Consider the following 26,140-nt stretch of genomic DNA (forward strand, 5'->3'; position numbering starts at 1 on the left):
AGCTCCTTCGCAGGGGTGGGCCGGGGGTGGCGCCGGCGGGGCGCCCGGGCGAGGCTACCGTGCGTCAGCCCTGGACGGGGCTGAGGTTCAGCCGCATGCCCGCGAGGCCGCGGGACCTGGCGGCCAGGGAGCGGGCGACGTCGCGCAGCACGCGCGCCCCGGCGGAGTCCGGGTCGCTGAGCACCACGGGCGTGCCCTCGTCGCCGGCCGCGCGGACCGCGACGTCGAGCGGCACCTGGCCCAGCAGCGGCACCGGCGTGCCGAGCGTGGCGCCCAGCCGGTCCGCGACCCGCTGGCCGCCGCCGGAGCCGAACACCTCGAGCCGCGACCCGTCCGGCTGCTCGAGCCACGACATGTTCTCCACCACGCCGACGACGCCCTGCGACGTCTGGGTGGCGATCGACCCGGCGCGCTCCGCGACCTCCGCCGCAGCGGCCTGCGGCGTCGTCACGACGACGATCTCGCTGCCGGGCAGCAGCTGCGCCACCGAGATGGCGATGTCGCCGGTGCCGGGCGGCAGGTCGAGCAGCAGCACGTCCAAGTCGCCCCAGAACACGTCCGCGAGGAACTGCTCCAGCGCGCGGTGCAGCATCGGCCCGCGCCACACGACCGGCTGCCCCTCCGGCACGAACATGCCGATCGACACGACCTTCACGCCGTGCTCGATCGGGGGCAGCAGCATCGAGTCCACGCGGGTGGGCTGGCGGTCCACGCCGAGCATGCGGGGGATCGAGAAGCCGTAGATGTCGGCGTCCACGACGCCGACGTTCAGCCCGTCGGCCGCCATCGCGGCCGCGAGGTTCGCCGTCACGCTCGACTTGCCCACGCCGCCCTTGCCGGACGCGATCGCGTACACCTTGGTGAGCGAGCCGGGCTGGGCGAACGGGATCACGGGGTCGCCCGCGCCTCCGCGCAGCTGCGAGCGCAGCGACTGCCGCTGCTCCGGGGTCATGACGCCGAGCTGCACGTCCACGCCGGTCACGTCCTCGAGCGCCTCGACCGCGGCGGTGACGTCGCGCACCAGCGTGCCCTTCATGGGGCAGCCGGCCACCGTGAGGTCCACGCCCACCGTGACGCGGCCGTCGTCGTGCACGTCCACCGAGCGGACCATGCCCAGGTCCGTGATGGGCCGGCGGATCTCCGGGTCGACCACCGACGTCAGGGCGGTGCGGACGCGGTCGGTCAGCGGTGCGAGGCCGTCGGGGGAGCCGGTGGTCATGCCTCGATCCTAGGCGTGGCGGGCGGCGGCGCCGGTGCGTCGTCGGTCACGGCCGGACAGCGCCGTCGTGACCCGGAGGGCCAGCGCGCCGACGTCCACCGGGCGGGTCGTGTCCTGCCGCACCACCGGGCCGAGCGCGAGGGGCGCGGCCCCGGCGGACCAGGCCGCCCACTCGGCCGTCAGGTCCCGGTCGTCGGCGTGCACCGGGTGGCGGTCCGGGCGGGACTCGTAGCGTCCGCGCGCGACGCCGGGCGGCACGTCGCACCACACCTCGACGACGGCGTCCGCGCCCGCGGTCGCGAGCCCGCGCAGCGCGTGGTCCAGGTCGCGCGGCCGGAACCACCACGACTCGACGACGACGCGCGGCAGCGGCGCCGCGGCCAGGCGCCACACCGCCTCCATCGCCGCCGCCCCGACGACGGATGCCCCGACGACGGAGGAGGCCCCGGCCAGGGACCGCGCGCCCGGCCCCACCGCGTCGGCCAGGGCCTCCTTGACGGCGTCCTTGCTCAGCCACGGCGCGCCGAGGCGCGCGGCGAGCGGGCCCGCCAGCGCCGTCTTGCCCGACCCGGGCAGCCCGTTGACCAGCACCACCTGTCGCGCCACCCCGTCGCCTCCTCCGGCCGCTGTCCGAGCCCCGCGAACGGGAGGATACCGGGCCGTGCGGACGGCACGGCGCCGCGCGGCGCGGGGTGCCCGGGGCTACGTTGACCTGCATGGATGCGATCGCCTCCCTGGCCCGGGACTCGGTTCTGCTCGTGGCGGCCGTGCATGCCGCCCCCGCCGACGCCGAGGTGCCGGCCTGTCCGGGGTGGACCGCCGACGACCTCGGCTTCCATGTCGCGTCGGTGCAGTCCTTCTGGGCGTCCGTGGTGGGCCGCGAACCGGGGACCGGCCTGCCGGCCGGCGACGTCGTCCCGCCCGAGCGGCCCGCCGGCGACGCCGCCCTCGCCGCGCTGCTGCACGACGCGGCGGCACACCTCGTCGCGGCGCTCGCGGGCCGCGACCCGCGCGAGCCGTGCTGGTCCTGGCACCCCGACGGTCACACCGTCGGGTGGGTGACCCGCCGCCAGCTGCACGAGGCTCTCGTGCACCGCGTCGACGCCGAGCAGGCGGCGGGCCGCGGGGTCACGCCGCTCGATCCCGAGATCGCGGCCGACGGCGTGGACGAGGTGCTCGACGTCCTGCTCGGCGGCCATCCGGACTGGACGACGTTCACGCCGGCGGGCGGCGTCGTCGCCGTCGTCGTGGACGCCCCGGGCGAGGCACCCCGTCGCTGGGACGTGGAGCTCGGGCGCGTGCGGGGGACCGGGCCGGAGTCCGGGCGGGAGTACGACGTGCCCGGCGGGCGCCTGGTCCACCCGGACGGCGAGCCCGCGGCCGTCGTCGCGGGCACCGCCGCCGACCTCGACCTGTGGCTGTGGGGGCGAGGCACGGCCGAGTCGCTCCGGGTCACCGGCGACGCCGCGGCCGTCGAGGCGCTCCGCGCCGCCGCCGTCGACGCCATGCAGTGAGGGCGTCGCCCCGCGTCAGGACGAGGCGTCCCTGCCGCGTCCCGGCTCCTTCTCGTCGAGCTCCTCGAGCAGGTTCCGGATCTCGGAGCGGACGAAGTCGCGTGTCGCGACCTCGCCCAGCGCGATCCGCAGCGCCGCCATCTCCCGGGCCAGGTACTCCGTGTCGGCGAGGTTGCGCTCCGCGCGCTGCCGGTCCTGCTCCGCGGTGACGCGGTCGCGGTCGTCCTGCCGGTTCTGCGCGAGCAGGATGAGCGGCGCGGCGTAGCTCGCCTGCAGCGACAGCATGAGGGTCAGCGCGGTGAAGCCGTTCGACGCGGAGTCGAACCGCAGCGACTCCGGGCCCCAGGAGTTCCACGCCAGCCACAGCGCGCAGAACACCGTCAGATAGATGAGGAAGCGCGGCGTGCCCAGGAAGCGGGCGATGCCCTCCGTGGCGCGGCCCACCGCGTCCTGGTCCATCTGCGGCCGGGGGATGAGGGTGCGGCGGGCCTCCTTCGGCTGGTCGAGGCGGTCAGCCACGCGGCACCTCCTCGAGGTTCTCGTCGACGTGCTCGCGCCAGTCGTCCGGGAGGATGTGGTCGAGCACGTCGTCCACGGAGACCGCGCCCAGCAGCCGCTTCTCGCTGTCGAGGACGGGCAGCGCGAGCAGGTCGTAGGCCGCGAGCAGGCGGGTCACCCGGCCCACCGGGGCGTCCGGCGTGAGCCACTCCGTGTCCGTGTCCAGCACCGACCCGACCGACGCGTGCGGGGGCTCGCGCAGGAGCCGCTGGAAGTGCGCGACGCCGAGGAAGCGTCCCGTGGGCGTCTCCAGCGGCGGCCGCACCACGAACACCATCGACGCCAGCGCCGGCGGCAGGTCCTGCTTGCGGATCTGCGCCAGCGCGGTCGCGATCGACGTCTCCGGGCCGAGGATCACCGGCTCGGTGGTCATGAGGCCGCCGGCCGTGTCCTCGTCGTAGGACAGCAGGCGACGCACGTCCTTCGCCTCCTCCGGCTCCATGAGCTCCAGGAGGCGGGCGGCCTGCTCGTCGGGCAGCTCGTTGAGCAGGTCGGCGGCGTCGTCGGGCTGCATGGCCTCGAGGACGTCCGCGGCTCGGTCGGAGTCCAGGCGGGACACGATGGCGACCTGGTCGTCCTCCGGCAGCTCCTCGAGCACGTCGGCCAGACGCTCGTCGTCGAGCGCGCTCGCCACCTCGAGGCGCCGGGTGTCGCCCAGCTCGTGCAGCACGTCCGCCAGGTCCGCCGGGCGGAGGTCCTCGTACGCCTCCAGCAGCTTCGTGGCCCCCTGCTCCTCGGTGGAGCCGGCCAGCCCGGTGACGGCGCCCACCGGGACGACGAGCGTCTCCCCGCGCCGGCGCAGCGACAGCCCGCGGGCGGGCTGCTTGCGGCGCACGAAGAGCTGGTCCACCAGCCAGTCGCCCGTGCGCTGGCGCGTGATGGACAGGTCCTCGACCGTGGCCTCGCCGGAGCCGTCCGTGAAACGCACGGTGCGGTCCAGCAGCTCGCCCAGCACCAGCGACTCCATGGCGCGCTGCTCGAACCGGCGCATGTTGAGCAGGCCGGTGGAGATCACCTGGCCCGCGTCGATCGCGGTGACCCGCGTCAGCGGGAGGAAGACGCGTCGCCGGCCGGGGACCTCGACGACCAGCCCCACCGCGCGGGGCGCGCCCTTGGCGCGGACCAGCACGACGGCGTCGCGCACGCGCCCCACCTCGTCACCGATCGGGTCGAAGACCTGGGTGCCGGCGAGGCGTGCCATGAAGACCCTGGTTGCCGCGCTCACGTCGGTCAGCCTACGCGGGGCGGGCCCGTCGGTCCTGGTAGCGGGCGTGCGGCGCGGGTGGTGTGGTGGTGCAGGGCCCGCGACTGGGCCAGACTGGGCGAATGAGCTTCAGCCGCCCGAACGCCGTGCCCCGCGTCCCGACCCTCCCGGCGGGCGACGAGGTCGCCGCGTACGACACGTACCTCGAGGCCCAGCAGGCCGTCGACTACCTGTCGGACCACAAGTTCGCCGTCGAGCACGTCACCATCGTTGGCACCGACCTGCGCATGGTCGAGCGCGTCACCGGGCGGCTCTCGTACGGTCGGGTCGCGCTCGCGGGCGCCCTGTCGGGTGCGTGGTTCGGCTTCTTCGTCGGCCTGCTGCTCAGCCTCTTCGGCGGCGCCGGCATGGGCGGCGTGCTGCTCGTCGGCATCGGCCTGGGTGCCGGCTTCGGCCTGCTGTTCTCGGTGCTGTCCTACGCGCTGACCGGCGGGCGTCGCGACTTCACCTCGTCGTCGCAGATCGTCGCGTCGACCTACGCCATCCTCTGCGCCGCCGAGCAGGCCGGCGAGGCCCGGTCCATGCTCCGGGAGTCCCCCGGCGGGCTCGGCAAGGCGCGTCGTGGTGCGGCCACCGCCACCCCGCCGGTGGGGTCGCCCGCCGTCGGCGCGCCGGCCGCGCCCGTGGCTCCCGCCGCGCCGCGCACGCCCGATCCCCGCTGGACCACCCCCAGCGGGGCCCCGCGGTACGGCGCGATGCGGCCCGCCGGGGAGCAGGGCCCCTCGCCGGAGCCCCAGAGCCCCGCGCCCCAGAGCCCTGCTCCGCAGGAACCGGAGCCGCAGGGCCCCCCACCAGGCACCCACCAGCCGGAGCCCCGGCAGCCGCAGGAGGGCGACCCGGAGCAGCCGAAGGCGCCGGAGCACGACGACCCGTACCGCCCGCCGCAGCCCTGAAACGCCCTGCCCGGATCTGTTCGGCAGCGCCTTGATCTGGTCGGCACGTCGGCCTGCCGAAGAGATCAACGCGGTGCCGAACAGATCCGCGCTCACGGGGGCGGCGGCAGCAGCGGATGCTGCCGCAGCGTCCGTCGGAGCGCCTCCGGGAAGCGCGCGGTCAGTGCTCGCGTGAGCTCACCGACGCGGGAGCTCCCGACGGCGGTCACCCGGACGGGGTTGACGCCGGTCGCACGGATGGCATCGAAGCGCTCCTTCTCCCGCAGGAGCTCCTGGGCGGCGTGGTGGCCGGGCCGCACGCCGCCGTCGCGGTACTTCACCAGTCCGTCGAACTCCGCGTACACGGACCAGTCCGGCCAGCCGAGGTCGCAGTGGAAGACGCCGCGTGCGGTGGTGATCGGCGCCTGCGTGATCGGGCGGGGCAGGCCGTGACCGGAGCGCCACGTACCGGAGCCAGGTCTCCCAGGCGGAGTCGGCGCCGGCGTCCGCATGGTCCAGGACCCACCTCGCCCGGCGGGTGCCGTTGCGCCGGCGCGTGACCCCGAGCGCGGCACGGCACTCGTCGAGGTCGACGCCCCGTGCGAGGGCGTGGTCGGCGATCACCAGGCCTTCGAGGGGATGCATCGATCGGGCACAGTCCGCCACCGTGCGCGCGAGGGCCGTGACGGGCAGGCCGTCCTGGTCCACGCGGTGTGCGGAGGGCACGGTGCTGAGGTGCCGCTCGAGGTCCGCCGCGGCGCCCCCTGATCGGCGGTACGCCTGCACGACGTGCGTCACGGCGGGGACGCGCCACAGCCGGAGACCGTGGAGCACGGCAGCGGTCTCGTGGCTGAAGACGTGGTCCGCGTCGAGCTGGCGGTGAGCGGCCGCGGCGAGCGCACGGGCACGCCGTCGTGCCGTCTGGAACCGGTGCTCGTCGCGGGGCTTCTCGACCGTTCGGTATGCGCCGCGACGCAGCCGCTCGAGCTCACCGGCGCGCCGCGCCTGATCCAGCACGTGGCGCTGGAGCTCGCCTGCGAGAATCACCGGCTCGTCGTCGATCATGCGGACGAGCGTGCCGCAGCGTCCCGCCTTCCGGCGGCGGCCTGTGGACGGGCGTCGTCTGTTCGGCAGCAGGTGGATCTCTTCGGCATGCTCACGTGCCGAAGAGATCCACGCAGTGCCGAACGGACGAGCGGGATCAGCCGCGCAGGCGCGCCATCCAGGCCTCGACGTCCTCGGGACGGCGGGGGAGGGCGGCGGACAGGTTCTCGTTGCCGTCGGCGGTGACCAGCACGTCGTCCTCGATGCGCACGCCGATGCCGCGGTACTCCTCGGGCACGGCGAGGTCGTCGGCCTTGAAGTACAGCCCCGGCTCGATGGTGAAGACCATGCCGGGCTCGAGCACGCCGTCCAGGTAGAGCTCGCGGCGCGCCTGCGCGCAGTCGTGCACGTCCAGGCCGAGGTGGTGGCTGGTGCCGTGCACCATCCAGCGGCGGTGCTGCTGGCCCTCGGCGGAGAGGGACACCTCGGCGGTGACGCCGTCGGGCAGCAGGCCCCACTCCTCGAGGCGGGCGGCGATGACCTCCATCGCGGCGGCGTGGATGTCGCGGAACTTCGTGCCGGGCTTCGCGACGGCGAACGCGGCGTCGGCGGCGTCGAGCACCGCGGTGTAGATGCGGCGCTGCACGTCGGTGAACTCGCCGTCCACGGGCAGGGTGCGCGTGATGTCGGCGGTGTAGAGGGAGTCGACCTCGACGCCGGCGTCGAGCAGCACGAGGTCGCCGGTGCGGACCACGCCGTCGTTGGTGATCCAGTGCAGCGTGGTGGCGTGCTCGCCGGCGGCGGCGATGGTCTCGTAGCCGACGGTGTTGCCCTCGAGGCGGGCGTGCGCGTCGAACGTCGTCTCGATGACGCGCTCGCCGCGGCGGTGCGCGACGGCCTTGGGCAGCGCCGGCACGACCTGCTCGAAGCCCTCGATGGTGCGGGCCACGGCCTCGCGCAGGTGCTCCAGCTCGAGCGCGTCCTTCACCAGGCGGATCTCCGACGTGGCCTCGACGAGGGACTCGTCGTCCGCCCCCGCCTCGACCCCGGCCTCCTCGCGGATGGCCTCGACGAGCGTCTCGATGTTCTCGTCCGCACCGGTCACGACCAGCACGCGCACGCCGTCGGCGCCGACGTCCTTGGCCAGCGCGTCGCGCAGCTCGTCGACGTGGCGGGCCTCGACGCCGGTGAGCGTCGTGACGTCGTCGAGCGACGGCCGCGCGCCCACCCAGAACTCGCCGTAGCGGGAGTCGGCGTAGAACTCCTCGGTGTCGCGGGCCGCGAGCGGGCGCACGTACAGCACGGCGTGGTGGTGGGTGCCGTTGCCGCTGCCGTCGGGGTCGCCCTCGCCGTCGGCCACGGGGTGGAGCACGAGCACGGCGTCGGGCTCCTGGTCGGTGCCGAGGCCGGTGAGGTGCGCGAACGCGGAGTGCGGGCGGAACCGGTAGTCGGTGTCGTTGGAGCGCACCTTGAGCGGCCCGGCGGGGACCACGAGGCGGGCGCCCGGGAAGCGGGCGGACAGCGTCGCGCGGCGCTCGGCCGTGTACGGCACGGCCTCGCCGGGCTCGACGCCGAGGTCGGCGCGCTCGCCCCACTGCGAGGTGATGAACGACTTGAACGCCTCCGAGACGGGGCGCTGGGAACGGTTGCTGCCGCGGTCCTCGCTGCTCGCGGGGGCGGTGGGCGAGGTCTCGTCGACGGGGGTGGTGTCGGTCATGGTCCCCAGTGTCCCACCCGCGCGGAGGGCCCGGGCCGGCCGTCGCAGACGGGGTCGGTCAGGCGCGTGCGAAGTCGTGCAGCGCCCGCGTGAGCACCTGGTTGAAGGCGGCGGGGGCGTCGGAGTTGACGTCGTGGCCGGCGTCCGGGACCACGACGAGCGCGCCGCGCTCGGCGGCCGCCACGTGCCGCGACTCCTCGAGCCGCATCCGGTCCCGCGCGCCGTTGACGAACCACACGGGCACGCGCAGGGCCCGCGTGCTGGCCACCGACGAGCGGCCGGCGAGGTGCGTGAGCGCGTCGGTGACGATGTCCCAGCCCGGCCGCGGGACGGCGTCGCCCAGGAGCGCCGCGACCTCGAGCCCGCCCGCGCGCGACCGTCCGCCGGTGATCGCCGAGCGCCAGGCGACGCCGGCGTCGCGCAGGCCGCGGCGCACCGCCGTCGTGCCGGTGACGGCGAGGTGCGCGACGTCGCGGAACAGCGCCACGGGCTTGCCCTTGGGGTCGGACGAGCAGCCCGCCGCGACGACGCCGGCGAGCGGCGACCCGGCGGCGGCCGTCGCCTGGTGTGCTGCCCATGCGAGCGACGTGTACCCCCCGAGCGAGAGCCCCACCACCACGACGGGCCGGCCGGCGCCGAACGACCCGGCCGCCTCGTCGAGCACCTCGAACGCGCGGGGCATGGAGAACCGCTCGCGGTGCAGGGCGCCGTGCGCGGGCAGGTCGACGGCGACGGCGTCGTGCCCGGCGTCGCGCACGTGCTCCACCTGCCGCTCCCAGATGGCCGACGACGTGCGCATCCCGTGCACGAAGACGATCCCGGCCCGCTGCGGTGCGGGGTCGGCGCCGAGGGCGGTGCCGAGCGCGGCGGGCACGGCGGGGGCGGGGGTGGCGTCGGCGCTGAGGAGGTTCATCGCGAACGATGGTGCCCTGCCGGTCGGGGCGTGTGGGGGGAGGCGGCGGCGGGCGGGGTGGAGAGGTTGTGCCCATTCCTTCACGGGGCCGGTGCGGCGGGAGTGTCCGACGTCGCACCGCGCGGAGGCCGTTTCGGGCGTGCGGGCCCGCGGCGCTCCCTAGAATCGGTGATCGTGACGCCGCCCCGGATCGACCTCCACACCCACTCGCGGGCCTCCGACGGCACGGACTCTCCGCGCGGCGTGCTCGAGGCGGCGGCCGGTGCCGGGCTGGACGTCGTCGCCCTCACCGACCACGACACCACCGCCGGCTGGGCCGAGGCCGCGGACGCCGTCGTGACGACCGGCGTGGCGTTGGTGCGGGGCACCGAGATCTCCACGCGTGTCACGACCGAGGGCGGCAGCATCAGCGTGCACCTGCTGTCCTACCTGCACGACCCGGAGGACGCCGTCCTGCTGGCCGAGTGCGACCGCACCCGCGACGACCGCCTCACGCGGGCCCGGCGCATGACCGAGCGCCTCGCGGAGGACTTCCCGCTGACGTGGGACGACGTCGTCGCGCAGACGGGCGACGACGCGACGGTGGGCCGCCCGCACCTCGCGGACGCGCTGGTCGCGGCGGGCGTCGTGGCGTCGCGGGACGAGGCGTTCGCCACGATGCTGCACCCGGGCGCGCGCTACTACGTGCCGCACTACGCCCCGGACACGGACGCCGCGGTGCGGGCGGTGCTCGGCGCGGGCGGCGTGCCCGTGATGGCGCACCCGGGCGCCGGGGCGCGCGGTCGCACGGTGAGCGAGGAGACGATCGCATCGCTCGCCGCGGCGGGCCTCGCCGGGCTCGAGGTGGACCACCGCGACCACGACGCGGCCACCCGCGACCGGCTGCGCGGCCTGGCGGGGGAGCTGGGGCTGCTCGTCACTGGCTCCAGCGACTACCACGGCACGGGGAAGCTCAACCGCATCGGGGAGCGCACGACCGCTCCCGAGGTGCTCGCTCGGATCGAGGAAAGAGGTCTGCTGGACGTGATCCGCCCGTGAGCGCGGTGCTGGACACCGCGCTGTTCACCGAGGTGTTCGTCACCCTGTTCGTCATCATGGACCCGCCCGGCACGGTGCCCGTGTTCCTGGGCCTGACGTCGGCGATGGGGGCCAAGCAGCGCAACCGCGCCGCGCGGCAGGCGATCCTCGTCGCGTTCGGCGTCATCGTGGTCTTCGCCCTGTTCGGCCAGCAGGTGCTGCACTACATGGGCATCACGCTGCCGGCGCTCCAGGCCTCCGGCGGGCTGCTGCTGCTCCTCATCGCGATGGAGCTGCTCACGGGCAAGATGGAGGAGCCGTCGCCGTCGGGCAACAAGGGCGTCAACGTGGCGCTCGTGCCGTTGGGCACGCCGCTGCTGGCGGGGCCGGGCGCGATCGTCGCGACGATGGTGTTCGTCCAGCAGACCCGGGTGTCGGACGACGGCGGTGCTCCTCAGCTGATCGCCATCGCGGTGGCGATCGTGCTGGTGCACGTGTGCCTGTACCTGTCGATGCGGTTCGCGAACGTCATCCACCGGGTGCTGCGGGAGTCGGGCGTCACGCTGGTGACCCGCATCGCGGGCCTGCTGCTCGCCGCGATCGCGGTGCAGCAGATCGCCACGGCGGTCACCGAGTTCGTCAAGATGGCGCAGTAGCGCCCGGGGTACGGCCGGCTGCCGGGACCCCGCCACCACAAACATGGGATGTTAGGGTCTTTCGGTGTCCGATCCCGTCGTGCCCCCGGCCGCGCCCATGACGTCGCCGATCTCCCCGCCCCGCAAGGTCTCCGAGCTCGTCGTCGAGCACCTGACCGACCTCGTCGAGCGGGGGGAGTGGCCCGTCGGGTCCCGCATCCCCGCCGAGCCCGAGCTCGTCACCCAGCTCGGCGTCGGGCGCAACACCGTGCGCGAGGCCGTGCGTGCGCTGGAGCACGCGGGCATCCTCGAGCCGCGGCGCGGCGACGGCACCTACGTGCGCGCCGCCAGCGGCCTGGACGCCGCCATCGGGCGCCGCGCGCGCACCTCCGACGCGCTGCAGGTGCTCGAGGTGCGCGCCGTCCTCGAGCGCGGGGCCGCGCGGGTCGCCGCCGGCCGGGTCGCCGCGGGCGGGCACGACGACGGCGCCCTCGCCGCGCTGCGGACGGCGCTCGACCGGCAGGAGGCCGCCGCCCGCGAGGGCGGCGAGGACGACTTCCGGGTCGCCGACGTCGCCTTCCACGCCGAGCTGGTGCGCTCCGCCGGGAACACCCTGCTCGCCGAGCTCTACGACGGCATCGACCACGTGCTCGTCCGCACCCTCGCCACCGACGCGCACGGCCGGCACCACCGCGACGTGCCCGGCCACCGCGAGGTCGTCGACGCCGTCGCCGCCGGGGACCCCGACGCCGCCGAGCGCGCGGTCGAGGCCACGATGGCCGCCGTCCACGCCCACCTCGTCGCCCAGGCGGACGCCACGACGGGGCCGGCGTCCGGCACGACGGCGGAGGTGGACGCGTGAGCCTCCGCCGCCCGCTCGGAGCGGGGGCCGTCGTCGCCATCGTCCTCGCTGCGCTCAACCTCCGCCCCGGCGTCGTCGCCGTCTCGCCCCTGCTGGGCGAGATCCTCGCGGAGGAAGGGCTCAGCGCCACCGCCGGCGGCGTCCTCACGACGCTGCCCGTCCTCTGCTTCGGGCTCCTCGCCCCCGTGGCGCCCGGGCTGGCGCGCCGGGTCGGCCTGGAGCGCGCCCTGTTCGGCAGCCTCGTGCTGCTGTGCCTCGGCTTCGCGCTGCGGCTCGTGCCCGGGATCGCCCCGCTGCTGGTGGGCACGCTCGCCGTGGGCTCCGCGATCGGGCTCGGCAACGTGCTGCTGCCCGCCCTGATCAAGCGCGACTTCGCCGACCGGGTCGGCCTGATGACCGGGTTGTACTCCATGGCCCTGTCGGGCGGCGCGGCGCTCGCCGCCGGCCTCACGGTGCCGATCGCCACGGCCACCGGCATGGACTGGCGCGCCGCGCTCGCGTCGTGGGGGCTGCTCGCCGTGGTCGGCGCCGTCGTCTGGGCGCCGCACGCGCTGCGCTCGACCGGCGTGGTCGCCACCCTCCGGCCCCCGGGCGCCACCCCCGCCGACGCCGTGCGGTCGGTGTGGCGCAGCCCGCTGGCCTGGGCGGTCACCGTGCTCATGGGCACGCAGTCGCTGTCGTTCTACGCCGTGAACGCGTGGCTGCCGGAGATCTTCGTCGCCGCGGGCCGGAGCGTCGCGGTGGGGGGCTGGCTGCTCGCGCTGACCAACCTGCTCGGCATCGTCGGCTCGTTCGTCACGCCCGTGCTCGCGGGCCGCATGCGGCGGCAGCGGGGGATCGGCGTCGTCATCGTCGCGCTCATCACCACCGGCCTGGTCGGCCTGATCCTCGCGCCCGACGCCGCCGTGCTGTGGGTCGTGCTGCTCGGCCTCGGCCAGGGCGGCGGCATCAGCCTGGCGCTGACCCTCATGGCCCTGCGCACCGAGAACGCCGCGCGCACGTCCGAGCTGTCGGGCATGGCGCAGAGTGCGGGCTACGTGCTGGCCGCCTGCGGCCCGCTCGGCCTCGGCGTCGCGCACGACGCCACCGGCTCGTGGACCGCGCCGCTGGTGCTGCTCGTCGCGGCGTCGCTCGTCCAGGGCGTCGCGGCCTGGTTCGCCGGGCGGGACGAGATCGTCCGCTGAACCTCTCTTTCCCAGAGGCAAGAGCTCTCAGAGGCCCACGGGCTCGAGCGTGACGCGCACGGTCGCGCCCGGCCCGAGGCCCTCGGCCACGCGTACCGCCTTCTTCATCGGCAGCACGTAGCCCCGCTGCTCGTCACTGGGGAACACCGACGTCGACCAGGTCGTGGCGCCGACGGTGACGGTGACCTTGATCGATCCGAAGCCGCGCGGCGGCAGGGGAAGGTCGGCCAGGGTGTCGGACTCCTCCGGCGGCACCGTGACGAACCACCACGAGTCCGTGCGGACCTGCCACTGCCACAGCGAGGCGGAGAACGTCAGGCGCATGCCGGCCACGCTACGACCCGCCCCGGACATGCCCCGGACATGCATCGAGCGTGCTGACTTGCTCCTCCGACGACGGGTGTGAGGAGCAAGTCAGCACGCTCGACGCGCGCCGGGGGCAGTGGCGGGAGGGTCAGCCCTCAGACGGGGCCTGCGGGGCGGAGGACCCGCCCTCGACCGGGCGGCCGCCGCGGGTGCGACGGCGGTTGCGGCTGCGACGACGGCGCTGCTCGCCGTCGCGCTGCTCGCCCGCACCGGACGCCGCCGCCTCGGAGCGCTCGCCCGCGCCGTCCGCCGAGCCCTGCCCGGAGCGCGAGCCCGAGCCCGAGCCCTGGCCGGAGCGGGAGCCGCCACGACCGCCGCGCGAGCCGCCGTCGCGACGACCGTCACGACCGCCGTCACGGCCGCCGCGGTGGCCGTCGCGCTGGCCGCCGGAGGAGCTGGTGCGCTTGCCCGTCTCGCCGAGGTCCTCGAGCTCTTCGGCCTCCAGGCCGCCCAGCTGCTGCTTGCTCTTCGGCAGGCGGCCCTTGGTGCCCTCGGGGATGCCCAGGTCGGAGAAGAGGTGCGGCGAGCTCGAGTACGTCTCGACCGGCTCCGGGAACCCGAGGTTCAGCGTGCGGTCGATGAGCTGCCACCGGGGCACGTCGTCCCAGTCGACGAACGTCACCGCGGTGCCCTGCTTGCCCGCGCGGCCGGTGCGGCCGATGCGGTGCAGGTAGGTGCGCTCGTCCTCGGGGCACTGGTAGTTGACGACGTGCGTGACGTCGTCGACGTCGATGCCGCGCGCCGCGACGTCCGTCGCGACGAGGACGTCGATGTGGCCGTGCCGGAACGCGCGCAGGGCCTGCTCGCGCGCGCCCTGGCCGAGGTCGCCGTGGATGGCGCCGGCCGCGAAGCCGCGGTCGCGCAGCTCGTCGGACACCTTCGCCGCGGTGCGCTTGGTCCGGGCGAACACGATGGTCCGGCCGCGGCCCTCGGCCTGCAGCAGGCGGGCGAGCACCTCGACCTTGTCCAGCGCGTGCGCGCGGTAGACGACCTGGCGCGTGTTCTTCACGGTCGCGCCGTCGTCGTCCGGCTCGGCCGCGCGGATGTGCGTGGGCTGCGACATGTAGCGGCGGGCCATCGAGACGACCGGGCCGGGCATCGTCGCGCTGAACAGCATGGTGTGCCGCACCGCGGGCGTGCGGGCGAGGATCTTCTCGACGTCGGGCAGGAAGCCCAGGTCGAGCATCTCGTCGGCCTCGTCCAGCACGACCGTGGCCGCGCGGGTGAGGTTGAGGTGGCCCTGGTTGAGCAGGTCGACCATGCGGCCCGGCGTGCCGACGACGACCTCCACGCCGCTGTTGAGCATCTCGATCTGCGGCTCGTACGCGCGCCCGCCGTAGATCTGCGCGATCCGCACGGAGCGCTTCTTCGAGGCGGTGGCGAGGTCGTTCGCGACCTGCACCGCGAGCTCGCGGGTCGGCGCGACGACGATCGCCTGCGGCTTGCCGGGGGCGGGCAGCTCGTCGTACCCGGCCTCGCCGGGCGCGACGACCCGGTGCAGCAGGGGCACGCCGAAGCCGAGGGTCTTGCCCGTACCGGTCTTGGCCTGGCCGATGATGTCGTGACCCTGCAGGGCCACCGGCAGCGTCATCGCCTGGATGGGGAACGGGTGGGTGATGCCGGACTCGCGCAGGGCCTCGACGATCTCGGGGCGCACCCCGAAGTCCGCGAAGGAGACGTCCTGCGCCTGGATGGCGGCGGGGGTGGAGTAGTCGGGCTCGCCGGTGGCGGGCGCCGTGGGGGCCGCGGTGGCGGCGGGTTCGGTCGTGGTCACGGGTACCTTCGTCTGCTCGTCGGCGCGCGCGAACCGGGCTCCCGATCGGGCCGGAGATCCGGCGACGGGCCGTGTTCGGGTCGCAAGGAGCGCCGAGGTGGTCGGCAGCCGATCGCGGAAGAACGTCGCTCAGGCTCGGCAGGGATCCCGCCGGGCCGCTGCGGTCGAGTCAGTGGATTGAGACCCATGGCGTGACGACCGGGCAACCGAAGTACATGCCCATGGTACGCGACGGGTGCCGGATCAGGGTGTGACGTGGCCGGTCGCCTCTATCCTGAGGCGCGTGAGCGAGCAGCAGAGCACCCCGGACCCCGCCCTGACGACGCTGGTCGGGCTCGCGGCCTACACGGAGCTGGCCGCGTTCGGGCTGCTCGCGGCCCGGTCGGTGGACGCCCCCGACCTGCCCGCCCGCCAGACGCTGGCGACGGCGGCGGGGGAGGCGCTGGGCCGGCAGGAGCGGCTGCTCGATCTCGTCGACGCCCCGGAGCCCGACGGCTCGTGGGGCGGCGGCGCGGCCGCGGCGATGGCCCCGTTCGACGGTGCGCTGGCCGACTTCGACGCCCGCACGACGCCGTCGGGCTGGGCCGAGGGCCTGCTCAAGAGCATCGTGGGGCTCGGCGTCGCGCAGGACCTGTGCCGGGAGCTCGCCGCGGGCCTGCCCGACGGCGCGGCGGCCTTCGTGGCCGCCGTCGGCGAGCCCCGCCCCGACGACCCCGTGACCGCCGTGCTGGCGGGGGCCGCCGCGGCGGACGGTGTGCTCGCCTCGCGCCTGGCGCTGTGGGGGCGCCGCGTCGTCGGCGAGGCGCTGGGCCTCGTCCCGGTGCTGCTCGCGGCGCACCCGCCGCTGGCCGCGCTGGCCTCTCGCGCGTGGGCGGCCGCCGACGACGGCGGCGCGTCCGCGCAGGCGTGGCTCGTCTCGCGGCTCACCGCCGAGCACACGCGCAGGATGGACCGGCTCGGCCTCGCCGCCTGACGCCGACCGGCGCCGCGCCGTCAGAGGGCGCCGAAGCCCACCCGGGCCTGCTCGGTGGCGCCCACCTCGACGTAGCCGATCGTGGCGGTCGGCACGAGGATGGTGCGCCCCCGCGAGTCGGTGAGCTCCAGGAGCCCCCCGTCGGCGATCGCGCTGCGCACCGCGGTGGTCACGTCCTCCGCCGTCTGGTCGGTCTCGACGACCAGCTCGCGGGCCAGGTTCTGCACACCGATCGTGATCTCCACGTTGTCTCCTTCGCGAGCCGCGCCGGTCGTGCCGGCGCGCGTCTGTCGGCCGTCTTCCGGCCGTCCGTCGTTCCCGGTCATCCCGGACGTCTCGTCGATCCTAGCCACGGCCGCGCGCCACGACCGGCCCGGACGGCGTTTGTCAGCGGAGGGTGAAACTGCTCGTCGCGCGGGCGGGGCGGTCGGGTCGGGCGAGCGGTCGGTGGGGCGGTCGGTGGGGCTGTCGGTGGGGCATGGTCGAATCGGTCCCGTGACGTCAGCCCCCTCCACCGCCGTGCGCCTCGTGGCGCCGGAGCCCGCCGCCGTCGCGAGCGCCGGCGGCGCGCTGGACGCCACGCAGGAGGCGGCCGTGGAGACGGCGCTCGGCGGCGACGTCACGCTCGTGGTCGGGGCGCCGGGCACGGGTCGGACGACGGTCGCGACGACGGTGGCGGTGCGGGCCATGACGGGCCGCGACGGAGTGCGCGGCGTCGACCCGTCGCGCGTGCTGGTGCTCGCGGCGTCGCGCCGGTCGGCCGCACGGCTGCGCGACGAGGTGACCGCGCGCGCGGGCCGCACGGTCGGTGCCCCGATGGTGCGCACGCCCGCGTCGGCGGCGTTCGCGGTGCTGCGGTCGCGGGCGGCGGCGCACGGTGACGCCGCGCCGACGCTCGTCTCCGGGCCGGAGCAGGACCTGGTGCTGGCCGAGCTGCTCGAGGGGCACCTGTCCGGGGAGGGGACCGACCTCGCGCTGCCGCCGGGGCTGCCCGAGGAGTCGCTCGGCCTGCGCGGGCTGCGGCAGGAGCTGCGCGACCTGCTCATGCGCGCCGCGGAGCGCGGGCTCGGCCCGGTGGACCTCGACGAGCTGGGCCGCCGGCACGACCGCCCCGAGTGGGTGCTCGCCGCGCAGCTCTACGAGGAGTACCTGGACGTCACGACGCTGCGCCTCGGCACCCCTGACGCGGGCGCCCGGTACGACCCGGCGGGCGTGATCGACGAGGCGGCGCACGCCCTCGCGGGCTGGGACGACGAGCTGCCGGACGTGCCGCGCCCGTCCTGGGACCTCGTCGTCGTGGACGACTACCAGGAGGCGACCGTCGCCACGGCGCGGCTGCTGCACGTGCTGCACGACGCCGGGGCCCGGCTCGTGCTCCTGGCGGACCCGGACTCCGCGGTGCAGGGCTTCCGCGGCGCGTCCCCGGGTCTGGTGGGGCGTGCCGCCGCGCCCGCGCGCGTCGGCGTCGTGGGGGCGTTCGACGCGCGCACCGTGGTGCTGGGCACCGCGTGGCGGCAGCCGGAGGGGCTGCGGGCGGTGACGCGGGCCGTGACGTCGCGCATCGCGACCGTCTCCGGCGCCCTGCACCGCGGCGCCGTCCCGTGGCCCGACGCCGGTCCGGTGGGCGACGACGACGGCGGCCCGGGCGCGGACGGCGAGGACGGGTCGGGGGCGGACGGCGAGGACGGGTCGGGGGCTGCGGCGTCGCCCGGCGCGGGGGACGGACCCGCGCCGGAGGGGCCGTCGGGCGTGCAGGTCGCGGTGCTGGCCGGGCCGGCGCAGGAGGCCGCGTTCGTGGCGCGCGAGCTGCGCGCGGAGCACCTGCTGCACGGCACGCCGTGGGAGCGGATGGCGGTCGTGGCGCGCAGCGGCGACCGGCTGGCCTCGCTGCGGCGCGACCTGGTCGCGGCGTCGGTGCCGGTGGCGCTGCTCGGCTCGGACCTGCCCCTGCGCGACGAGCCGGCGGCGTCGCCCCTCCTGGCGGCGCTGCGCGTGTGCGCGGCCGGCGGCGGCGTGGACCGGCTGCTCGCGGAGGAGCTCGGGGAGCCCGGCGTGGGCTCCGCCCTCGACGCCGAGACGGCGGCGCTGCTGCTGACGTCCCCGGTGGGCGGGCTCGACGCGGTGGCGCTGCGCCGCCTGCGGCGTGCGCTGCGGGCGGAGGAGCTGTCGGGCGGCGGCGGACGGTCGTCGGACGCGCTGCTGGTCGAGGTGCTGGACGACCCGGCGCGCGCGGAGACGCTGCCGACGCCGGTGCGGCGCGGCCCCCTCGCCGTCGCGCGGGTGCTGGCCTCGGGCCGGGCGGCGGCGAGCGAGCCGGGCGCCACCGCGCAGACCGTGCTGTGGGCGGTGTGGGCGGCCACCGGGCTCGCGGACCGGTGGCGCGACCAGGCGCTGGCGGGCGGCCCCGCCGGGGCGCGCGCGGACCGCGACCTGGACGCCGTCCTGGCCCTGTTCCGCGCCGCCGAGACGTACGTGGACCGCATGCCCGGCGCCCCCGTCGCCGCGTTCGTCGACTACCTCGCGTCGCAGGACCTGCCCGCCGACTCGCTCGCGGCGTCCGCGGTGGGCGCGCACGCCGTCGAGGCGCTCACCCCCGCGGGCGCGGCGGGGCGCGAGTGGGACGTCGTCGTGGTCGTGGGCGTGCAGGACGGCGTGTGGCCGGACCTGCGGCTGCGCGACTCGCTCCTCGGCTCGCAGGCGCTCGTGGAGCTGCTCGCCGGGCGCTCCGACGACGCGCACGGCATGGGCCCGGAGGCCCGCCGCCAGGTGCTCGCGGACGAGCTGCGGGCGTTCGCGGTCGCGACGTCGCGGGCGCGGCGCCGGCTGGTCGTGACGGCGGTCGAGGACGCCGAGGACGCGCCGTCGGTGTTCCTCGACCTGGTCGAGCCGCCCGACGGCGACCGGGCGGGCGCCGAGGGGCCCGACCCGCGCCGCGTGACCGTGGGCCCGCCGCTCGACCTGCGCGGCGTGGTGGCCGAGGCGCGCGCGACGCTCGTCCGTGCGGGCGGCCGCGCCGACGACGACGGACCGGTCGACGTGGCCGCCGCGCTGCTCGCCGACCTGGTGGACGCGGGGATCGCCGAGGCCGACCCGCGCACCTGGTACGGCGTGGCCGCGACCTCCAGCGACGCGCCGCTGTGGGGGCCGGAAGACGTCGTGACGGTCTCGCCGTCCAAGGTGGAGACGGTGAGCACGTGCGCGCTGAAGTGGGCGTTCGAGTCGGCGGGGGCCACGGCACCCGACGCCACGCACCAGACGCTCGGCACGCTGGTCCACGCGATCGCGGAGGACCTGCCGAAGGCGTCGCTCAGCGAGCTGCGCGCCGAGCTGGACCGGCGCTGGCCGGAGCTCGCGCTGCCCGACGGCTGGCCGTCGCGCCAGCTGCGGAACCGCGCCGAGCAGATGATCGAGCGCCTCGCCGCCTACTACGGCGAGGCGGGCGACCCGCTGCTGGTGGAGCCGGCCTTCGAGCTCACCGTGGGGCGGGCTCGCCTGCGCGGCAAGATCGACCGCGTCGAGGACGCGGGCGACGACGGCGTGACGGTGGCCGACCTCAAGACCGGCCGCAGCGCGCCCGCCCGCGCGAAGGCCACCGAGCACCCGCAGCTCGGGGCGTACCAGCTCGCGGTGTCCGAGGGCGCGCTCGACCTGCCGCCCGGCACGCCCAGCGCGGGGGCGCGGCTCGTGTACGTGGGGACGCCGACCGTGGCGCCGACGCTGCGCGACCAGCCCGCGCTCCAGGTCGGCGAGGACGGGTCGAGCTGGGCGCGGGCCCTCGTGGAGAGCGCCGCCGACACGATGGCGGCGGGCCGCTTCACCGCGCACGAGAACGACCTGTGCCCCATGTGCCCCGTGCGCCGGTCGTGCCCCGTGCAGCCCGAGGGAAGGAACGTGATCGAGTGACCGGCGACGGCACCACCGGCACCGACGGCGCTGCCGCGTCCGACCCGCGGGACGACCGCCCCCGCGACGGCCGCGACGACCTCGCCGGGGCGTTCGCGGACGAGACGTGGGCCGCGCTGGGCGAGCCGGGCCGCGAGGCCGACCTCGGGTTCCCGGAGCTCGCCGGCGTCGGCCCCGCGTCGCCGGACGCGGTGCTGTTCGACGACGCCGCGCTGCTCGGCGGCTCGCTGGTCGCCGGCTCGACGGCCGACGACGGCGCCGGGACGGCCGGGCGCCGCGCCCCCGCGGAGCCGCGGCTGTCCGCCCGCGAGATCGCCGAGCTGCTCGGGCGGCCCTCGCCCACGGACGAGCAGGTCGCCGTCATCGAGGCGCCGCTGGAGCCGGTGCTCGTCGTCGCCGGGGCCGGGTCGGGCAAGACGGAGACGATGGCGGCGCGCGTGGTGTGGCTCATCGCGAACGAGCTCGTGGCGCCCGAGGAGGTGCTCGGGCTGACGTTCACGCGCAAGGCGGCGGCCGAGCTCACCCAGCGGGTGCAGTCCCGTCTCGCGCAGCTCGCCCGCGCGCAGGGCCGAGCGACGTCGGGGCTCGACCTGCTCGCGCGGCCGACCGTCGCGACCTACAACGCGTACGCGGCGTCGCTGGTGTCCGACCACGGGCTGCGGCTCGGCATCGAGCCGGGCTCGCGCCTGCTGGGCGAGGCGAACCAGTGGCAGCTCGCGGCACAGGTCGTGGAGTCGTGGGCCGACGACCTCGGCACCGACAAGGCGGTGAGCACCGTCACCGGCGCCGTCCTGGCGCTGTCGGGCGAGCTCGGCGAGCACCTGCTGCCCGTGGACGAGGTGCGCGACGCGCTGACCGACGTCGTCGCCCGTCTGGACGCGCTGCCGCTCGGCCCACGGCAGAAGAAGCGGACCAAGGAGATCCAGGGGCTGATCGACTCGGTGGCGGAACGCGCCCGCCTGCTCGACCTCGTCGCGGAGTACCGGCGTCGCAAGCGCGTCGCGGACTCGCTGGACTTCGGCGACCAGATCGCGTTCGCGGCCGAGCTGGCGCGGTCGGTGCCGGCGGTCGGGGCCACGGAGCGCTCCCGCTTCCCGGTGGTGCTGCTCGACGAGTACCAGGACACGTCGTACGCCCAGGTCGAGCTGCTCGCCGGGCTGTTCGGCGGCGGGCACGCCGTGACCGCGGTGGGCGACCCGCACCAGTCGATCTACGGCTGGCGGGGCGCCTCGGCGTCAGGGCTGGCCCGGTTCGGCGAGCGGTTCCGCACGCGCGGGGGAGCGCCGGCCGCCGTGCGCTACCTGAGCACGTCGTGGCGCAACGACGCGGCCGTGCTCGCGGCCGCGAACGTCGCCGCGGCGCCGCTGCGCGAGCGCGCGCGGCACACCGGCACGGGCGTCGACGTCCCGCCGCTCGACCTGCGGCCCGGCGCGGGGACGGGCGTCGTGCGCGCGCACGTCGCCGCCACGAGCGAGGAGGAGGCGGAGGCGGCGGCGGAGTTCGTCGCGGCGCGCTGGCGCCGCGCGACCCGCCGGGACGGCTCCGACCGGGTGACGGCCGCTGTGCTGTGCCGGGCGCGGTCGCAGTTCGCGGCGGTCGAGGTCGCTCTGCGGCGCCGCGGGCTGCCGGTCGAGGTCGTGGGCCTGGGCGGGCTGCTGTCCACGCCGGAGGTGGTGGACGTCGTCGCGCTGCTCGAGGCCGTGCACGACCCGTCGCGGGGCGACTCGCTGCTGCGGCTCCTCACCGGGCCGCGGGTCAACCTCGGCGCCGCGGACCTGCACGCCCTCGGCTCGTGGGCGTCGGACCTGGCCCGCGCCGACGGCGCACGGCCGGACGACCACGCCGCGGCACGGGACGGGGATCCGGAGGGGGAGGACGACGACGCCCCCGTCGTCGTCGAGGGCGACGTCGTGGACCACCGCTCGATCGTCGACGCGCTCGACGACCTGCCGGCGCCGGGCCGCCCCGCCCGCGACGGCCGCGTCCTGTCCGCCGCGGGCCACGGCCGGCTGGCCGCCCTCGCCCGGCTGCTGCGCGAGCTGCGGGGCCTCACCTACCTCTCGCTGCCCGAGCTGGTGGTGGCGGCCGAGCGCGCGCTCGGGCTCGACGTCGAGGTCGCCACGGCGCAGGTGCTCGCGGAGACGCTCACCCCGGCGACCGGCCCCGGGGGTGGAGGGGCCGCCGCGGGCGTGAGCCTGCGCGGGCGCGAGCACCTCGACGCGTTCCGCGACGTCGCCGCGAGCTTCGCGCAGTCGGCCGACGTCGCGACGCTCGGCGCGTTCCTCGCGTGGCTCGGCGTCGCCGGCGACCAGGAGCGCGGGCTCGACATGCCGGTCCGCGAGCCCGACCCCGACGCCGTGCAGGTCATCACCGCGCACGCCGCGAAGGGGCTGGAGTGGGACGTGGTGGCGGTGCCCGGGCTGGTGGACGGCGTGTTCCCGAGCCAGGCGGAGTCGGCGCAGGGTCGCCTGGACAGCGGCTGGCTCACCGACGTCTCCGCGCTGCCGTACCACCTGCGCGGCGACGCGCCCGACCTGCCCGAGTTCACCTGGGCGGAGGCGGCCGACACCAAGGACCTCGCCGCCCGGCGCGACCAGTTCCGCGCGGACAGCGGCGCGCACCGGCTCGCCGAGGAACGGCGGCTCGCCTACGTCGCGTTCACGCGTGCCCGCCGCGAGCTGTTCCTCACCGCGCACTGGTGGGGCACGGGCAGCACGCCGCGGCGCGTCTCGCCGTTCCTCGCGGAGCTCGTCGAGGCCGGGGTGGTCGACGCGGGCGGCTGGGCCGACCAGCCCGACCCGGCGACGGGAAACCCCCGCGACGCCGTGGAGCACGCCGCGCCCTGGCCCGCTCCGGAGCAGGCCGCCGGGGACGGAGCGGCGGACGACGCCGAGCCCGACCCTGCCGGAGCCCCGCCCGGGCCCGGCGACGCCGAAGGCCCGACGCCGCGCGACGTCCTGCGGACGTCGGCGGCCCGGGTTGACGCGGCGCGCGCCGACCTCGCGAGAGCCGAGGGCGAGGGCGCCGCGACCGGCGTGCTGCGCGACGCGGCCGGGCGCGACCTGGTGCTGCTGGCCCGCACGCTGCTCGCGGAGCGCGGGGAGCGGGGGTCGCGGCAGGTCGAGCTGCCGGCGCACGTGTCGGCGTCGGGACTGGTCCGGCTCGCCGGGGACCGCGACGGCTTCGCGCTCCAGCTGCGGCGGCCGGTGCCGCAGGAGCCGACCGTGCACGCCCGCCGCGGCACGCACTTCCACGAGTGGGTCGAACGGTTCTTCACGTCGTCGTCCCTGGTCGACGTGGACCACCTGCCGGGCGCCGAGGACGGCGAGATCGCCCCCGACGTCGACCTGGAGACGCTGCGGCAGCGCTTCACGGAGTCCGTGTGGGCGTCCCGCACCCCGCTCGCGGTCGAGGTCGACGTCGAGACGCCGGTGGGCGGCGTGATGCTGCGCAGCCGGATCGACGCCGTCTTCCCCGACGACGACGCCCCGCCCCCCGCGGAGGGCGAGCCCCCGGCCGTCGTCGTCGTGGACTGGAAGACCGGGCACGAACCCCGCGACGCGGGCGTGCGCTCCGCCCGTGAGGTGCAGCTCGCCGTCTACCGGCTCGCCTGGTCCCGCTACACCGGGCTGCCGCTCGACAAGGTCTCCGCCGCATTCGTCTACGTCGCGAGCGGCACGACCGTCCGCCCCCGGCGCCTGCTCGACGAGGCCGAGCTGGAGGCGCTGGTACGGGGCGAGCCGCACCAGCGGTAGGGCTCACCAGCGGTAGTCGAGGAACTTCCCGTCGAGGGTCACCACCACCCGGTCGCCGTCCGGGTGGGCGCGCCGGGCGATGTCCACGTGGAAGTTGATCGCCGACATGATCCCGTCGCCGAACTCCTCGTGGATGAGCTCCTTGAGCGCCGGCCCGTACACGGCCAGCGCCTCGGTGAAGCGGTAGATCGTCGGGTCGGTGAGCACGGCCTCGTCGCGGACGCGGTAGGGCTGCAGCCGCAGCGCCTCGGCGACGTCCTCGCCCAGCCCGAGCAGCGCGCACGCCGCGGAGGCCTGGTCCGCCGTCATCGGGTGGTTGCCGAGCAGGGCGGCCGTCGTCCAGACGACCGGGGCGCCGACCGTGTCGGCGATCTCCTGCCAGGTGAGGCCTGAGCGGAGGCGGGCGGTGACGACCTGCTCGGCCGCGGCGGCCTTGGTCATGATCGGGTCCACGGGTGTCCTTCGTTCGGGTGCGTGCTGTCTGACGGCGGCGTGGGGCGGCGGCTCAGCCGACCGGCGTGGCCACGCGCTCCTCGGCGACGGTCTCGACGGGCGCGGGACGACGGCGCTCGGGCCGGGTGCGGTAGTGCGTGAGGTACAGGGGCAGGCCGACGAACGTCAGGCCGCCGACGAGGTTGCCGAGCACGGTCGGGATCTCGTTCCAGACCAGGTAGTCCATGACGGTGAAGTCGCCGCCGAGCAGCAGGCCCGAGGGGAACAGGAACATGTTCACCACGGAGTGCTCGAAGCCCATGTAGAAGAACAGGAACACGGGCATCCACATCACGACGGCCTTGCTGATCGTGTCCTTCGACATGAGGAACGCGACGACGCCGGTGGAGACCATCCAGTTGCACAGCACGCCGCGCACGAACAGCGTGAGCATCCCGGCCGCGCCGTGGTCGGCGTACCCGACCGTGCGCCCCTCGCCGATGTGCCCGATAGCCTGCCCGATCTCGTTGGGCGGCGTGGAGAACCCGTACGTGAAGGTGATCGCCATGAGCACGGCCACGGTGAACGCCCCGGCGAAGTTGCCGCAGAACACGAGGCCCCAGTTGCGCCACATGCCGGCCCAGGTGGCGCCCGGGCGGCGGGCGATGACGGCGAACGGCACCAGCGTGAAGACGCCGGTGAGCAGGTCGAAGCCCATCAGGTAGAGCATGATGAAGCCGATCGGGAAGAAGGCCGCCCCGAGCAGCGGGTTCCCGGTGTTCGTCGAGATGGTCACGGCCATCGCGGCGGCCAGGGCGAGGATGGCCCCGCCCATGAACGAGCGGATGAGCGTGTCCCGGGTGGACATGAACAGCTTCTTCTCGCCGGTGGCGATCATCTGCGAGACGAAGTCCTGCGGCATCACGTACGACATGGCGGACCCTTCGGCGGGAGTGGAGGCGCTGGTGTGCCGCCGAGTCTCGTCGCCGCAGGTTGTGGCCACGTCGCCGTGGTGTTGAGGTCGTGTTTCGGCCCGTCCCGAAGTGGTGAGGCCGCGGTTTCCACGACCTCGCACCGGCGCGTGCGGGCCGGTGAGGCCGGTCAGGCGGGGGCGTCCTCGCGGGTGGCCTCGTCGAGGTCGGCCAGCATGGCCTCGGCGTCGGCGACGACGTCGCCCAGACCGCGGCGGACGCCGTGCAGCAGCCAGCGGGCCAGCGCCAGCTCGCCCACGAGGAGCGCACGGTCGACGAGGCGCGCGTCGTGCAGCTCGGTGCGGCGCAGCTGGTAGGCCTCCATGATCGAGTCGACCGCGTCCGGCGGGGCGGCGACGAGCAGCCAGGCGAGGTCGTCGGCCGGGTCGGCCACGCGAGCGTCGGACCAGCCGCTGATGGCGGTGACCCGCCCGCCGGTGACGAGCATCTGGTCGGTGGCGAGGTCCCCGTGCACGACGACGGGCTGGAAGCGCCAGAGGGCCACGTCCTCGAGGGCGGCCTCCCAGCGGCGCAGCAGCGTGGGCGGCACCTTGCCGGTCGCGGCGGCCTCGTCGAGCTCGACCAGGCGGCGCTCGCGGTACTCGGCCGCGGTGTACGACGGCAGCCCGCACGACTCGACGACGGACGCGGGGAGTTCGTGCACCGCGGCGAGGGTGCGGCCGAGGTCGGCGGCGAGGCCGGGTCCGGGCCGCAGGGCCTCGAGGTCGAGCGCGGTGCCCGTCACGTGTCGGTGCACCACGGCGCGCCCGCCCTCGGGCAGCAGCGCGAAGCCGGCGACCTGCGGCACGGTGAAGGGCAGCACGCCCGCGTCCACGTACAGGTGCAGCGCCTCGAGCAGCTCGGTCTCGGCCTCGAGGGCGGCGCCGGCCATGGTGGTGCGGGGCGCGCGCACGAGCCAGTCGACGCCGTCGTCGGCCGTGACGACGGCGACGTCGTAGTCGCCCGGGAGCTCCTCGGGGCGGACCGAGCGGGCGTCCAGGCCCGGGACGGCGGCCGTCGCGAGGGCGGCGAGGGCGAGCGGACTGCGTGGCACCCGCCCACCGTAGACGCTGCCGGGGCCCGGCCGGGAGCACCGCGGCGCGCGTGTCCGCCGTCGTCCCGCCGTCCTCACGCCGTGCGCCCGGGGCGCACCGCCGCAGGTACGGT

At 76.0% G+C, this 26,140-nt stretch carries 22 protein-coding genes; 9 read left to right on the forward strand and 13 right to left on the reverse strand.

Features of this window, described 5'->3' with window-relative positions; genetic code table 11:
* Nucleotides 1–64 precede the first annotated feature (64 nt).
* The gene (locus ACFQ8T_RS02410; protein WP_430544960.1) at nt 65–1,219 is read right to left on the reverse strand and encodes a P-loop NTPase; all 1,155 of its coding nucleotides are present in this window, start codon (nt 1,217–1,219) and stop codon (nt 65–67) included.
* A gap of 9 nt (nt 1,220–1,228) precedes the next feature.
* Entirely contained in the window at nt 1,229–1,825 is a 597-nt protein-coding gene (locus ACFQ8T_RS02415; protein WP_430544961.1) for an AAA family ATPase, read from the reverse strand.
* Between the two features lie 110 nt (nt 1,826–1,935).
* On the opposite strand from ACFQ8T_RS02415, the gene ACFQ8T_RS02420 reads away from it, so the two are divergent.
* The gene (locus ACFQ8T_RS02420) at nt 1,936–2,733 is read left to right on the forward strand and encodes a maleylpyruvate isomerase family mycothiol-dependent enzyme (RefSeq protein WP_430544962.1); all 798 of its coding nucleotides are present in this window, start codon (nt 1,936–1,938) and stop codon (nt 2,731–2,733) included.
* A gap of 15 nt (nt 2,734–2,748) precedes the next feature.
* Here ACFQ8T_RS02420 and ACFQ8T_RS02425 read toward each other — a convergent pair whose 3' ends face one another.
* A complete protein-coding gene (locus tag ACFQ8T_RS02425) occupies nt 2,749–3,252 on the reverse strand; it encodes a DUF1003 domain-containing protein (protein ID WP_430544963.1) in 504 nt (167 codons plus the stop codon).
* The gene (locus ACFQ8T_RS02430; protein WP_430544964.1) at nt 3,245–4,516 is read right to left on the reverse strand and encodes a magnesium transporter MgtE N-terminal domain-containing protein; all 1,272 of its coding nucleotides are present in this window, start codon (nt 4,514–4,516) and stop codon (nt 3,245–3,247) included. Before ACFQ8T_RS02430 ends, ACFQ8T_RS02425 begins: the two co-directional genes overlap by 8 nt.
* A gap of 101 nt (nt 4,517–4,617) precedes the next feature.
* Here ACFQ8T_RS02430 and ACFQ8T_RS02435 point away from each other — a divergent pair, with 101 nt between their 5' ends.
* Nucleotides 4,618–5,448, forward strand: coding sequence for a general stress protein (locus ACFQ8T_RS02435; RefSeq protein ID WP_430544965.1), 831 nt, complete (start codon nt 4,618–4,620; stop codon nt 5,446–5,448).
* Nucleotides 5,449–5,540: 92 nt separating this feature from the next.
* On the opposite strand, the gene ACFQ8T_RS02440 is transcribed toward ACFQ8T_RS02435, so the two are convergent.
* The 3 genes from ACFQ8T_RS02440 to ACFQ8T_RS02450 form a co-directional block, all read right to left on the reverse strand.
* Complete coding sequence (locus ACFQ8T_RS02440; protein ID WP_430544966.1) at nt 5,541–5,939, reverse strand: hypothetical protein; 399 nt, start codon at nt 5,937–5,939, stop codon at nt 5,541–5,543.
* A gap of 689 nt (nt 5,940–6,628) precedes the next feature.
* The gene (locus ACFQ8T_RS02445; protein ID WP_430544967.1) at nt 6,629–8,188 is read right to left on the reverse strand and encodes an aminopeptidase P family protein; all 1,560 of its coding nucleotides are present in this window, start codon (nt 8,186–8,188) and stop codon (nt 6,629–6,631) included.
* Nucleotides 8,189–8,246: 58 nt separating this feature from the next.
* Complete coding sequence (locus ACFQ8T_RS02450; RefSeq protein ID WP_430544968.1) at nt 8,247–9,101, reverse strand: alpha/beta fold hydrolase; 855 nt, start codon at nt 9,099–9,101, stop codon at nt 8,247–8,249.
* 174 nt (nt 9,102–9,275) lie between these two features.
* Here ACFQ8T_RS02450 and ACFQ8T_RS02455 point away from each other — a divergent pair, with 174 nt between their 5' ends.
* From ACFQ8T_RS02455 to ACFQ8T_RS02470, 4 genes are all read left to right on the forward strand, one after another.
* On the forward strand, nt 9,276–10,139 hold the full coding sequence (locus ACFQ8T_RS02455; RefSeq protein ID WP_430544969.1) for a PHP domain-containing protein: 864 nt from the start codon (nt 9,276–9,278) through the stop codon (nt 10,137–10,139).
* Entirely contained in the window at nt 10,136–10,774 is a 639-nt protein-coding gene (locus ACFQ8T_RS02460; RefSeq protein WP_429728043.1) for a MarC family protein, read from the forward strand. Before ACFQ8T_RS02455 ends, ACFQ8T_RS02460 begins: the two co-directional genes overlap by 4 nt.
* 64 nt (nt 10,775–10,838) lie before the next feature.
* Nucleotides 10,839–11,615, forward strand: a complete 777-nt coding sequence (locus ACFQ8T_RS02465) for a FadR/GntR family transcriptional regulator (protein ID WP_430544970.1) — start codon at nt 10,839–10,841, stop codon at nt 11,613–11,615.
* Nucleotides 11,612–12,799 carry a CynX/NimT family MFS transporter gene (locus tag ACFQ8T_RS02470; protein ID WP_430544971.1) on the forward strand — a complete coding sequence of 396 codons (1,188 nt, stop codon included), beginning with the start codon at nt 11,612–11,614 and terminating at the stop codon, nt 12,797–12,799. The genes ACFQ8T_RS02465 and ACFQ8T_RS02470 overlap by 4 nt, the downstream gene beginning before the upstream one ends.
* A 27-nt stretch (nt 12,800–12,826) precedes the next feature.
* On the opposite strand, the gene ACFQ8T_RS02475 is transcribed toward ACFQ8T_RS02470, so the two are convergent.
* Together ACFQ8T_RS02475 and ACFQ8T_RS02480 are read right to left on the reverse strand one after the other, a co-directional pair.
* Complete coding sequence (locus ACFQ8T_RS02475; protein ID WP_430544972.1) at nt 12,827–13,123, reverse strand: DUF1905 domain-containing protein; 297 nt, start codon at nt 13,121–13,123, stop codon at nt 12,827–12,829.
* Between the two features lie 130 nt (nt 13,124–13,253).
* Entirely contained in the window at nt 13,254–14,939 is a 1,686-nt protein-coding gene (locus tag ACFQ8T_RS02480; RefSeq protein WP_430544973.1) for a DEAD/DEAH box helicase, read from the reverse strand.
* Between the two features lie 283 nt (nt 14,940–15,222).
* On the opposite strand from ACFQ8T_RS02480, the gene ACFQ8T_RS02485 reads away from it, so the two are divergent.
* Complete coding sequence (locus tag ACFQ8T_RS02485; protein ID WP_430544974.1) at nt 15,223–15,912, forward strand: ferritin-like fold-containing protein; 690 nt, start codon at nt 15,223–15,225, stop codon at nt 15,910–15,912.
* A gap of 20 nt (nt 15,913–15,932) precedes the next feature.
* On the opposite strand, the gene ACFQ8T_RS02490 is transcribed toward ACFQ8T_RS02485, so the two are convergent.
* A complete protein-coding gene (locus ACFQ8T_RS02490) occupies nt 15,933–16,157 on the reverse strand; it encodes a DUF3107 domain-containing protein (RefSeq protein WP_430544975.1) in 225 nt (74 codons plus the stop codon).
* A gap of 250 nt (nt 16,158–16,407) precedes the next feature.
* On the opposite strand from ACFQ8T_RS02490, the gene ACFQ8T_RS02495 reads away from it, so the two are divergent.
* Nucleotides 16,408–19,815, forward strand: a complete 3,408-nt coding sequence (locus ACFQ8T_RS02495; RefSeq protein WP_430544976.1) for a PD-(D/E)XK nuclease family protein — start codon at nt 16,408–16,410, stop codon at nt 19,813–19,815.
* Nucleotides 19,812–23,570: a UvrD-helicase domain-containing protein gene (locus ACFQ8T_RS02500; protein ID WP_430544977.1), complete on the forward strand. Its 3,759-nt coding sequence runs from the start codon at nt 19,812–19,814 to the stop codon at nt 23,568–23,570. Before ACFQ8T_RS02495 ends, ACFQ8T_RS02500 begins: the two co-directional genes overlap by 4 nt.
* A 3-nt stretch (nt 23,571–23,573) precedes the next feature.
* On the opposite strand, the gene cynS is transcribed toward ACFQ8T_RS02500, so the two are convergent.
* The 3 genes from cynS to ACFQ8T_RS02515 form a co-directional block, all read right to left on the reverse strand.
* On the reverse strand, nt 23,574–24,023 hold the full coding sequence (gene cynS / locus ACFQ8T_RS02505) for a cyanase (protein WP_430544978.1): 450 nt from the start codon (nt 24,021–24,023) through the stop codon (nt 23,574–23,576).
* A 52-nt stretch (nt 24,024–24,075) separates the two neighbouring features.
* The gene (locus ACFQ8T_RS02510; RefSeq protein ID WP_429762641.1) at nt 24,076–24,936 is read right to left on the reverse strand and encodes a formate/nitrite transporter family protein; all 861 of its coding nucleotides are present in this window, start codon (nt 24,934–24,936) and stop codon (nt 24,076–24,078) included.
* A 167-nt stretch (nt 24,937–25,103) separates the two neighbouring features.
* Nucleotides 25,104–26,027: a macrolide 2'-phosphotransferase gene (locus ACFQ8T_RS02515; protein ID WP_429762640.1), complete on the reverse strand. Its 924-nt coding sequence runs from the start codon at nt 26,025–26,027 to the stop codon at nt 25,104–25,106.
* Nucleotides 26,028–26,140: the final 113 nt, after the last annotated feature.

This window comes from Isoptericola sp. NPDC056618 (assembly GCF_042792715.1).
GTDB lineage: Bacteria > Actinomycetota > Actinomycetes > Actinomycetales > Cellulomonadaceae > Isoptericola > Isoptericola nanjingensis.

Bases quoted from the DNA above. Each gene is read 5' to 3' on its own strand.
- ACFQ8T_RS02440 (WP_430544966.1), bottom strand. From the start codon at position 5,939: ATGCGGACGCCGGCGCCGACTCCGCCTGGGAGACCTGGCTCCGGTACG.
- ACFQ8T_RS02450 (WP_430544968.1), bottom strand. From the start codon at position 9,101: ATGAACCTCCTCAGCGCCGACGCCACCCCCGCCCCCGCCGTGCCCGCC.
- ACFQ8T_RS02420 (WP_430544962.1), top strand. From the start codon at position 1,936: ATGGATGCGATCGCCTCCCTGGCCCGGGACTCGGTTCTGCTCGTGGCG.
- ACFQ8T_RS02510 (WP_429762641.1), bottom strand. From the start codon at position 24,936: ATGTCGTACGTGATGCCGCAGGACTTCGTCTCGCAGATGATCGCCACC.
- ACFQ8T_RS02475 (WP_430544972.1), bottom strand. From the start codon at position 13,123: ATGCGCCTGACGTTCTCCGCCTCGCTGTGGCAGTGGCAGGTCCGCACG.
- ACFQ8T_RS02445 (WP_430544967.1), bottom strand. From the start codon at position 8,188: ATGACCGACACCACCCCCGTCGACGAGACCTCGCCCACCGCCCCCGCG.
- ACFQ8T_RS02435 (WP_430544965.1), top strand. From the start codon at position 4,618: ATGAGCTTCAGCCGCCCGAACGCCGTGCCCCGCGTCCCGACCCTCCCG.
- ACFQ8T_RS02410 (WP_430544960.1), bottom strand. From the start codon at position 1,219: ATGACCACCGGCTCCCCCGACGGCCTCGCACCGCTGACCGACCGCGTC.